This is a genomic window from Psychrobacter sp. (assembly GCF_018260395.1).
Taxonomy (GTDB): domain Bacteria; phylum Pseudomonadota; class Gammaproteobacteria; order Pseudomonadales; family Moraxellaceae; genus Psychrobacter.
In genome coordinates, this window is the sequence record NZ_JAGLBC010000075.1 from 1 (window position 1) to 9,484 (window position 9,484).

Below are 9,484 nucleotides of genomic sequence, written 5' to 3' on the forward strand. Positions count from 1 at the left end.
GCCCTCGCTATACTGGTTACCTTCTAAATATACAGCATCTAATGATTCATCAATAGGCGAGTCGTCAATTGATAAGTAAGGTGTGACAGTAGGACTGGTTTTACTCTCATAAGGTTCTAATACTTGCTCATCTTCCTCCTCGTCTTGCGTATCCACTTCTGGATCGTTATCGTCATAAAAATCTAACCAAAATCGTTCATTTAGCGCTTGCTCATAGGCATCTCGCAATGCTTTAAAGCCGGTGGGATTTTTATCAGGCTTATTGTCTCTAAGTTTTAGCGCATAGGCCTTTTTGATGACTCTTTCATCATTGGTAGCTTCGATACCTAGTATGTCCCAACAGCTTTCAGTCATGTTAGATACTCAAATAAATCAAAGATCAATAAAGACATTAGGGCGTGTCCCTATTTGGATTATGAGGTTAAAAATGAGATAGATTTTTGTCAAACACGAATAATTTCGAAGACAATATAGGCATATTAGCTTAAAATTAGACACAGTTTGGCGAAAATATAGCCATTTTTAGACCATAACTTATTTAATTTGCAAATAGGGACACGCCCTAAAACCACTCATCTTTTTCAAATTGATCTAAGCTTTTTAACAGCTCTTTATTGGCATGACGAATTTGTATCGGGTCTTGAGAATTTAGTATAGACTCGTACCACCCAATAAGTCTGGCTAACTGCTCACGTTCAAAACCAAGGCGCTGGGTATATAAACGTTCAGCACGTGCCAGTAAATTACGATTTTCAGCTTGATCACGAGGGTGGGTTTTTAGCGCACTGAGTTTTTGCTTTGAACGTTGCATCTCCTCGGCATCAATATGTTTCGCGCCATTTTGAATGACTAAGTTATACTGCTCCGTACTGCCTTCTACATCGATATCTACTTCAAGAAGTCCATTCACATCATAAGAAAAGCGCACATTAAGCGGTAAGTCTTTGGATTTACCACGATATCGTGAAGGTAGAGTCACACTCATCTCACCAATTTTAATGTTGTCTCGGGTCAGACGCGCTTCGCCCTGATAGATTTTAAAATCAACTGCAGTTTGATTGTCATCCATAGGGTAGAAAGTGTGGACCTTACTGGTTGGAATAACGGTATTGCGTTCAATAATTGGCGCAAAAACACCATGTTGGTATTTATTAGGCGCAATCTCTATAGTGGTATCAACGCCTAAAGAGTACGGAGACACATCTGTTAATATGACTTCATCCAACGCCACGTCTTCTGCCACCAACCCTGCCTGAATGGCTGCACCAATGGCAATAGTTTCATCGGGGTTCAAGCCTACAGATGGGAAGCGGCCCAGTAGACGGGTCATTAGCTGACGAAAAAGTGGCATACGAGTAGCGCCACCAACGAGCACAATGTCGTCGAGCTCTTTGATACGCAGTTTTGCATCACGTACCGCACGTTCTATCGGCTGACGAAACCTTTGTAGTAAAGGCTCAGCTAGTTTTTCATAATCAGTTGAACTGACCTGCCAGTCATAAGTGGTGCCGTCAATAGTCAAAGAAAGCTGCGCAGTATTATTGATAGTCAACTCACGCTTGCTGTTTTCTGCTACGCCATACAGCAATGCAAGATGCGGTTGCCAAAACTCGGAGGTAATATTTGGATAAACTTGCTTCTGATGAGCAATAAAACCGTCAATTAATACTTGGGTAAAATCTTCACCGCCTAAAGTATTGTCACCGGCACTGGCTCGCACTTCCATAATGCCTGAAAATAGCTCTAATAAGGTGACATCAAAAGTACCGCCACCTAGGTCAAGTACCAAAAATTTACGATCATCACTGTTCTCATGCAGACCATAAGCCATGGCAGCTGCTGTAGGTTCATTAAGCAAGCGTCGTACGGTTAGTCCTGCCAAATGAGCGGCATTTTTAGTCGCTTGGCGCTGATAATCATTAAAGTACGCGGGTACTGTAATCACAGCGTCTGTGACTTCACATTTTAAATAAGCCTCAGCATCCGCTTTCAAAGAGCTTAATACTAGTGAGGACAGCTCTTCTGGACTGAACTTTTGATGACCTAAGCGGTAGGTTTTTTGGCTTCCCATAAAGCGTTTAAATACACTAGCTGTCTGCTCAGGATGACTGATTAAACGCTCCTTAGCTGTTTGACCCACCAAGATAGAACCGTCTTTATCTATACTAACCACAGAAGGCGTCAATACACGTCCAAGAGAGTTTGGAATAAGAACCGCTTTGTCTTGATGCCAAAATGCCACAAGACTGTTTGTCGTTCCTAAATCTATACCAATAATAGGAGAGCTCATAAAAGTCACTTATGTGTGTGTCAATACAAAGTTTTTTAAGGATTCAATAAATACCATTAAAATATTTTAAACATTACTAAATCATAGCAGGTTTTGTTTTAGCGGTTCAAGATAGTCAAAATATATTAAAGTGTTTAAAAATTACTGATATTTTGAAAGTTATACGTCACAAATATAAAGGTTAAAACCGTTCATCCAGCGTTTGTAAATTGTACTTAATAGCTTCAAAGCATATATCTGGCTGAAAGCCGCGGTATTGTAGGAATCTTAGTTGCCGAGCTTTTAACTTTTGATCACTAGGAATTTCATCGCCATATTTTTTTACTCGGGCTTCAACGGCCAGACGCAACCAATCTACCCCTTCAATCAACTCATTATCAGCAACAACATCGACAAATTCCTCATTGTCTTCCATAGCCATATCAATTAATTCATCGATATTAGAAGGCACGTCTACTTGGCGCTTATAGAATTCGTTTTTAATACGTACTCGACCCCGCCCTTTACGAATACCCTCACGTATCAGCATCAATGCCGTACGATGGTCGCTTTGATAACCTTTTTCAGCAAATTCTTTAAGTAATGCTTCAATTTTTAGAGGATCTTGTTCTTTATCGATTAATTTTTGACGCAACTCACCGGCAGAATGCTCACGTCTGGACAAGTAATAAAAGGCGAGCCAGCGTAGCCGACTATTGGCTTTAATTTCCTCTTTTTCTGCTTGTCGTTGCTTTGGTGTTTTTAAATAAGTTTTTAAAGCAGCCAGTAAGTTGTCAACTGAGTTAATATCCGTTTTATTAGTAGCAAAAAGGGCAGCTGAGCTATCAGCATCAATTAAGTCAGGTCTTTCCGCTTTTAAGTGTGTTGCGGTTGTTAGATTTGATAGCTTGGTTAGATTTGACAGCTTAGCTATTGAATTATTTTTAGCTTCTTGTCTGACTTGGATTAATAGGTTGTTAATGCTATGAGCGTCGACTTCTTCAATCGGCTCAGTTGTCAATGTTTTAGGCTGATAAGGCGAGGCGGGGTGAAACTGTTTTATTTTTTTACGTTTACTTTTACTAAATGAAGGGTCTGATTGTTTTTGATAAGTGGCTTCGTTAGGATACTTGGACTTGGACTTGGACTTGGACTTGGACTTGATAGAATATTCGGTTGTAGAAAGGTCTCTAGATGTCGACGGATAGTCGTTGTTTGAATCGTGCGTTGATAGCAATTTATCTAAATTATCTTCAGGCGCATCAAAGCCACGAACAGTTTTCGACTGTGCCCGTGGCTGTTTATCGGCTAAATTTCTAGAGTGTTTTGGCTTATTTTGGTTATCATAATCTTTCAGGCTTCGAGTACGTTTAGATTTACTAGTCCCTTCAGACGACTTTGAATTATCTGCCAAAATCTGAGCTAAGGTTTTTATCTCCATAAATATGATAATTTAACCCTAAGTTAATGCACTCTTCATTCTATAAGCTATAAGCCACTTGCCATAAGTCATAGTTAAAACTATTTGATTTAACAATAGCTATATTGCTTGATGATAAAAGAAGAGTGCTTGTTATTTCACCTAATAAACAAACTATTTAAATTCATTTAGAGATTAAACAAAAACACACCTTATTCTGCTTCTACTTCTGAGTCTACTTCAACCAATTCTGGCTCAACTTCTGTAGCAGATTTTTCTGGAGCTACTGCCAATTTTTCAGCACGAATCTTAGCTTCAATCTCTTCAGCAATTGCTGGATTGTCTTTTAAGAACAATACTGAGTTGGCTTTACCTTGACCAATTTTCTCATCGCCATAGCTATACCAAGCGCCGGCTTTACCTACCACACCAATATCAACACCCAAATCGACCACTTCGGCTAAGTGATTGGTACCTTCGCCATAAGTGATTTCGAATTCAGCTTGGCGGAAAGGAGGGGCCATTTTATTCTTAATAACCTTAACACGGGTTTGGTTACCAATGATTTCATCACCACTCTTAACCGCGCCAATACGACGAATATCTAGACGAACTGAGGCATAAAATTTAAGTGCATTACCGCCAGTAGTCGTTTCAGGAGAGCCAAACATAACCCCAATTTTCATGCGGATCTGGTTAATAAAAATAACCATACAGTTTGAACGCTTAGCGTTACCAGTAATTTTACGTAAAGCCTGACTCATCAAGCGAGCCTGAAGACCCATGTGACTATCACCCATTTCGCCTTCAATTTCAGCGCGTGGAGTAAGCGCCGCTACTGAGTCAATAACGATCATGTCTAATGCACCTGAACGAACCAGCATATCAGTAATTTCTAAGGCTTGTTCGCCATTATCTGGCTGAGAAACCAATAAATCATCGGTGTTCACACCTAATTTACGAGCATAGATAGGGTCTAAAGCGTGTTCAGCATCGATAAAGGCGCAAGTACCACCTTGCTTTTGACATTCAGCAATAGCTTGTAAAGTTAAAGTGGTTTTACCTGAGCTTTCAGGGCCATAGATTTCTACAATACGCCCTTTAGGTAGCCCGCCAATTCCTAGTGCAATATCTAGACCTAATGAGCCTGTTGATACCACATCAACATCTAAAGTGGCAGAATTATCGCCTAGATGCATGATAGTGTTTTTACCAAATTGCTTTTCAATTTGACCTAAGGCAGCTTTTAACGCTTTGGCTTTGTTGTCGTCCATATTGATATCCTAAATTAGTTTTGCAAATACTTAAAGTTAATCGGTTTGAGCGTTAATAAAAAATATTATTGAAGAAAGAAAGTTTAAATAACAGTGCCGTTCATTATAAGGATTAAATCACATATTAGTAGTACTAATGAAAATTAACAGCCAATAATATAATAAAGTCTAGGAAGATGAGTTTAATCTTTTTTTGATTATAGTTGCTATTAACAACTAACGATTAATGAGTACCTATTAATAAGTAATTAGTTATAAGTAGTTGTGACGGGTGTTTTGATAAAGTAAGTATAACAAATTGACAGTAACTTAATAGGGGGTTTGGTATGCTATACGACAGTAAATGTCGTATTAACTAGTGACCATATTCGGTTTTTAAAATATGTAAATAAATTAATATTATAGATAAAAATGTATAAAAAATACCAGCTCCTTAAAGTAGAAACTGGTATTAAATAGGGTAAGAATTAAGCACTATGAATTGCTACCCAAAGGAGTTAAAAATGTAATTTACAATTTAATATTAAACTTTAAATACTAATAAGCTTTGATAACACCACAAGCCATGCGGTCACCTGAATTACCTGAAGGTTGGCTGGTATAATCATCTACACCGGCATGAATAATAAACGAGCGATTATAAACGCTGTTAGCCATTTGAGGATCTACAGAGATATCTCTTCGTAAGAAGTTCATATTTGCCACACCGTTGGCATCGGCAGTAATATTAGGCAAGTCACCGCCATGACTCTCTAAAGAGTTAGGATTACCATGTTGTTTATTCAATGGGTTAAAATGACCACCCGCATCTTTGCCACTATTGCCACAACTTCCGTTTTCATGGATATGAATGGCATAAGTAGAACCGGGGTGTAAGCCTGTCAATTGACCAAATACTTGGACGCCGCCATTCACTGGACGTAAATACACCTTACCTAAATGAGCTTTACTAATATCCACCAATTGCATTTGTGCTTCAAGGGCAGGTTGGACTTCAGCTGGAAGATCACCTTTGGTCGGGGTAGATTGACAAGCAGATAAGGCTAGTGCAGAAGCTAGAACTGCTGAAGTTGCTAATAGCTTTTTCATAAGTACTCCTAATCTAATTAAGTGGATGCAATTAACTGTTGCTATCAGAGCTATATCTAATTTACTTAGATTGTAATCTATATACAGACGATAAATTTATAACATTTAAGTTGGCATTGCTTAGTATTAAGCATTCAGTACTAAGCATTATAAAAGTAAACAGTGCAGCGATAATTTTAAGCTTTAATAGCAAAGACTATTAAAGACTTTCATATATTCATCTTATTTAGTATATCTTTAAGCCATATAAATCCATTATCTAAAACGTTGCAATACGTTATTAAATGTAAATTCGCTAACTTAATAATATTTTTAGTATCATGCTAAGTAATGATACTAATTGAACATAGATAATTTTAGCCAAACATAAAGTGTATTAGACATAAAAAAGCCGCTACACATAGCGACTTTTATAATAATAAAACTGAACCAGTTAATTAAATCACCTTAAAGGTAAATTAGCTATGTAAAGCCTTCTTAGATTTCGTAGTATCCACTGCCACTTTTGAAGGGCTCAAAGGTTTTGGCATTTCAACTAAGGCAACCTGAAGCACCTCATCTACGGTAGACACGGGCTGAATAATCAAGCCTTGTTTAACATTGTCTGGGATTTCGACTAAATCGCGCTCATTAGAAGCAGGGATTAACACATGCTTAATGCCTCCACGATGCGCCGCTAGGAGTTTCTCTTTTAGACCACCAATACGTAATACTTTACCGCGAAGCGTAACTTCACCTGTCATAGCAATATCAGAGCGAATGGCAATACCGGTCATCGCAGACACAAGGGCTGTGGTCAAAGCAATACCCGCTGATGGACCATCTTTTGGCGTCGCACCTTCTGGCATATGAACGTGGACATCCTTAGATTTAAAGGTGTCATAATCAATACCCAGCATTTCGCCGCGAGCACGAACCACACTCATTGCCGCTCGAATGGACTCTTTCATGACATTCCCAAGCGAGCCGGTATAAACGAACTCGCCTTTACCTGGCATGGTAATGGTTTCAATGGTCAATAGCTCACCACCAACGCTAGTCCAAGCAAGACCAGTGACACGTCCCACTTCAGGTGCTTCTTCAGCTAAGCCATAATCATATTGATGCACACCAAGATAGTCGCTAATGTTATCAGCATCAACAATTACCGTTTCGACTTTAGTCTTTTTAGAAGGTTTAACCCCATACTTATCAATAGACTCACGCACTACTTTACGGCAGATTTTGTTCACTTCACGTTCAAGATTACGTACGCCCGCTTCACGGGTATAGCGTTGAACGATACTATGCAAAGCTTCAGGCACAATTTCAATTTCATCGTTTCTCAAGCCGTTCTGCTGAATAGCCTTTGGCACCAAATATTTCTCAGCAATGTTGATTTTTTCATCTTCGGTATAACCGGGTAGACGAATCACTTCCATACGATCAAGCAGTGCCGGTGGAATATCCATGCTGTTGGCAGTACAGATAAACATTACTTGAGATAAGTCTAAGTCTAAGTCTAAATAATGGTCATTAAACTTGTTATTCTGAGATGGATCCAATACCTCAAGCAAGGCTGACGCTGGATCACCACGGAAGTCTTGAGCCATCTTATCTATTTCATCTAACAAGAACAGCGGGTTATTGACTTCAACTTTAGCCAAAGACTGCACAATCTTACCTGGCATAGCGCCAATATAAGTACGGCGATGACCGCGAATTTCAGCTTCATCACGCACGCCGCCTAATGCCATACGTACAAACTTACGACCAGTAGCGCGAGCGATAGACTCACCAAGTGAAGTCTTACCAACTCCTGGAGGGCCTACTAAACAAAGGATTGGACCGCGCAGTTTTTTCACACGTGACTGCACTGCTAAATACTCTACAATACGGTCTTTAACATCCTTTAGACCATAGTGGTCAGCATCAAGCACTTCTTGCGCTTTGTCTAACTTAATAGATACTTTACTGGTTTTTTTCCAAGGTGTATCTAAAATCCATTCAATATAATTGCGTACTACTGATGATTCACTTGAAGCTGGAGGCATCATTTTAAGCTTTTTAAATTCTTGTTCAGCTTTTTTACGCACATCTTCAGGTAAATCTGATTCTTTTAAACGTGCTTCTAACTCTTCGATATCATCATCAGCGTCAAATGAGCCGTCACTGATTTCAGAAAGCTCATTTTTGATAGCTTTCATCTTCTCATTTAAGAAGTACTCACGCTGATTGTTTTCCATTTGACGACGAACTGCTTCATGGATATCTTGTTCGATAGACTGCTCTGCGCTTTGCTTCGCCAAATATTCAGTAAGCGTATTGATATGCATCGCAATATCGTCTTTTTCAAGCAACAGTTGTTTAGCTTCAAGATCCATAGATACCCGAGTGGCAATGAAATATACCAACTCTAGTAAATCTTCAATACGTTCAGAAACGCGAATTAACTCACGGCTATTGCGTAGACGTGCTTCAGCATAATGAGCAAATAAGCTACGTAATGCTTCAACTGTATTCTCTTGTTGCTTTTCATCCATAGGTAGCGTGATGTCGCTACGGGTAAACTCCCCATGCAGCATATTGCCCTGATCAGTGATGCTGTCTAATTTGACACGATACTGACCTTCAATTAATACTTTGATGCAGTTCTCATCGCTATCATGAGGCATGGTACTAACGATACGACATACAGTACCGTAATCATAAAGATTGTCTAGCTGGATATCCTCACTGAGCGAGTCTTTTTGAGCCACAACCAATACCAAGTCATTAAAATTATCTTGAGACGCTTGGATGGCTTTAACCGAAGGTTCACGGCCCACAAACAATGCGATTTGCATATGCGGGTAAACCACCACATCTCGTAACGCTAACAGCGGTAAAGAACTTGAATTCTCATCGGTATCTAGTGCCACATCCATTGGTTCTGAATCTGTAGTTATGTCAGCATCATCATCAACTTGAGTGTCATTAGAATCAACCTCAATATCAAGGCTATCATTCATAAGTTGCTCGAAACTGCTGTCATACTCTTTGTCGGATTTACTCATATTTTTTCCTTATCGTGTGACACAAATCTTCTTGTTAAGAAGTTTTTTATGCTATGAGTTATTAAATGGTGATGAATGATGATAATTGCAAGTTGTATTCAAAGAGTTCTACCTGAGTCATTACTGAATATCGATTTAGTAGTTAATAATAATTGAGATGCTATTGTTTAAAAATCAACTTTTACAGAGCACAATCTTATGACTAAGTTATAGTTTAAATAACAATTATGAGCAAAAACTCAATAAAGAATAATTATGATTGATGCGGTATGTTCGTCTCTAATGAGGATTGCTTATAGGATAAAAAGGATTATGAAGGTTAAGAGGATTAAATAAGGTTAAGAGGATTAAATATAGTGTTATAAGTTTCTTGGGTTATCTAGCTTGGTTTATCTAG

The 9,484-nt window shown here is 38.7% G+C and carries 6 protein-coding genes; all 6 read right to left on the reverse strand.

All coding sequences use genetic code 11. The features are described from left to right. A partial coding sequence (locus tag QZ265_RS06905) for a J domain-containing protein (RefSeq protein WP_296404705.1) occupies nt 1-354 on the reverse strand: 354 nt, incomplete at its 3' end. Between the two features lie 208 nt (nt 355-562). Further along, entirely contained in the window at nt 563-2,290 is a 1,728-nt protein-coding gene (locus tag QZ265_RS06910) for a molecular chaperone HscC (protein ID WP_296404706.1), read from the reverse strand. Between the two features lie 181 nt (nt 2,291-2,471). Then, on the reverse strand, nt 2,472-3,710 hold the full coding sequence (locus tag QZ265_RS06915; protein ID WP_296404708.1) for a regulatory protein RecX: 1,239 nt from the start codon (nt 3,708-3,710) through the stop codon (nt 2,472-2,474). A 191-nt stretch (nt 3,711-3,901) separates the two neighbouring features. After that, entirely contained in the window at nt 3,902-4,963 is a 1,062-nt protein-coding gene (recA, locus tag QZ265_RS06920; protein ID WP_296404710.1) for a recombinase RecA, read from the reverse strand. Nucleotides 4,964-5,500: 537 nt separating this feature from the next. Then, nucleotides 5,501-6,052 (reverse strand): superoxide dismutase family protein, encoded by a 552-nt coding sequence (locus QZ265_RS06925; RefSeq protein WP_296404711.1) that lies wholly within the window; start codon nt 6,050-6,052, stop codon nt 5,501-5,503. 458 nt (nt 6,053-6,510) lie between these two features. Further along, complete coding sequence (gene lon, locus QZ265_RS06930) at nt 6,511-8,958, reverse strand: endopeptidase La (RefSeq protein ID WP_296404719.1); 2,448 nt, start codon at nt 8,956-8,958, stop codon at nt 6,511-6,513. Nucleotides 8,959-9,484 lie beyond the last annotated feature (526 nt).